The organism is Burkholderia sp. Ac-20353 (assembly GCF_017104785.1).
Classification (GTDB): Bacteria; Pseudomonadota; Gammaproteobacteria; order Burkholderiales; family Burkholderiaceae; genus Burkholderia.
In genome coordinates this window covers 1-1,884 of the sequence record NZ_JAAGPL010000444.1, presented here as the reverse complement: position 1 = coordinate 1,884, position 1,884 = coordinate 1, and the positions used below count along the sequence as shown (strand labels likewise).

Sequence of the window (1,884 nt, the reverse complement as noted above, 5' to 3'; positions counted from 1 at the left end):
GCGTTTGCACTCGACGTTGAATTACGTCAGTCCGATGCAATTTGAACAAGACTGGCACGCCGCACAGCGAAAGGAAGCGGCATAATAAATGCTCGGTTAGCGGATACGAAATTCGCGGGCAACGTCAATGTGACGGTGCCATACGGATCGCTTTGCAGCCCAATCCACGCCTGTGACCCAAATCCGTCGCCGGCGAATGCCTGGGTACCATTGTTCAGATTGAAGCCCTGTTCCAGCTTGAAGACGGTATGCAATCCGCCGCCGAGATCTTCCGATCCCTTGAGACCAAAAACCGTGTTCTGGGTCGAGCTCGTCACCATTTGCCAATTGCTATGACCCGACTGATTATTCGTGTAGACGATTCCAGTATCAATCAAACCGTACAGGGTGACGCTGCTTTGCGCGTGTGCCGACGCTGCAAACGTTACGGATAGCGAAAGTGCCAACAATGACCTTTTCATGCCTGTGAGCTCCACGATTGAGTCAAACAACGAAAATCGATTCTTTGAGAAGAATAAGAAATCGGTCCATCAAATGGTTAGCTGGTTCGGCAATATGCCGCCCACCAATCGACGCCTCACTTTGGATACGCCGTCAAACATGATTTGCAGTTAATATTGCGACCAACTGACCGAGGGTTGCGATCGCAACGGCAAGATATGTCGGGTTTTCCATGAGAAATGCCACCAGACTCCTTTCATCACTACAATTGCGCCACATCCCGATATGGCCACGTGTCAGAATCAAGCCGAACAGGAAACTCAGCCCGAACCACGCACCCATCCACTTGCTTTTTTCCACGAACTCCTCCGCAAATGCAAATATTGTCAAGCAGGCTATCTGGGACGCGAGCACGACCAATACTGCGGGGTGACGCTGATCGTTTTTTTTCATGGACCCGCTCTCATAACACTCGGTACTACGGATAGCGCTGCATAGATATATCCGATCGCGCCATGCATGCACCGCACACGCGATCTTCAAGCGCAATGCCGAGTTCCCCTCATTTTTTTCGTCTAGCAGGACGTCAATGATTCTGGCATTTCACCCGATGTCAATGTCGAATCGGCATCCAAGAAAAGAATGCGTATCCCGGACGGTTTGTGGAAACGAGGCAACTGTGAACGGGATTCAAAGCGCACTTACTGCGAGTACTTCACAATCCCCGCCCATCATGACCAGCCGCCACGGTCTTACGAGCACCGCGCGAGTCTCGGGTCTGAATGCTCGTGTAATGCAGAATTTCGTGAAATCGAGCCCCCGCAAAATCAGCACGCTTTCGCCCATGGCCGCTTGGCCACGAGCGAACCACGCGTGGAATCCGGAATCGTGAAGTCCCCTGCCACGACACTGCCTAAGCCAGTCCGCCGACCAGCCGGCGATGGCCGGCGGGTACAGAGCGCCTTTTTTGGAAGATGCGTGAGCACGCGTCGTTGGTCGCTGATGATCCAGCGACCTTGAGTGATTACTCGATTGCTTCGCCGTGGAGGATCACGTCGAGGCCTTCGCGCTCTTGCTCTTCCGACACACGCAGACCGATCGTCAGGTCGATCAGCTTCAGCAGGATGAAGCTCAGCACGCCGCTGTAGATCAGCGTGATCGCAACGCCCTTGAGCTGGAGCATGACATTGCCGTCGGCGCCGCCGATGTCCTTGACCGCGAACACGCCCGTCAGCAGCGCGCCGAGGATGCCGCCCACGCCGTGCACGCCGAACGCGTCGAGCGAATCGTCATAGCCGAGCTTCGACTTGAGCCATGTCGCCGACCAGAAGCACACGACGCCCGCCGCGATGCCGATCACCAGTGCGCCCGTCACGCCGACGAAGCCGGAGGCCGGCGTGATCGCGACGAGACCCGCGACCGCGCCCGACACGATGCCGAGCA

1 protein-coding gene and 2 pseudogenes are annotated in these 1,884 nt (G+C 55.8%); all 3 read right to left on the bottom strand.

The window, feature by feature from the left end; all coding sequences use genetic code 11:
* Positions 1-122 precede the first annotated feature (122 nt).
* Positions 123-461: pseudogene (locus tag G3N94_RS41125) on the bottom strand (porin); the annotation flags it as partial.
* 133 nt (positions 462-594) lie between these two features.
* Positions 595-894 (bottom strand): hypothetical protein, encoded by a 300-nt coding sequence (locus tag G3N94_RS41120; RefSeq protein ID WP_205799884.1) that lies wholly within the window; start codon positions 892-894, stop codon positions 595-597.
* 571 nt (positions 895-1,465) lie between these two features.
* A pseudogene (locus G3N94_RS41115) lies at positions 1,466-1,884 on the bottom strand (ammonium transporter); the annotation flags it as partial.

Excerpts from the sequence above, each read along its gene's own strand:
- G3N94_RS41120 (WP_205799884.1), bottom strand. The coding sequence starts at position 894 with ATGAAAAAAAACGATCAGCGTCACCCCGCAGTATTGGTCGTGCTCGCG.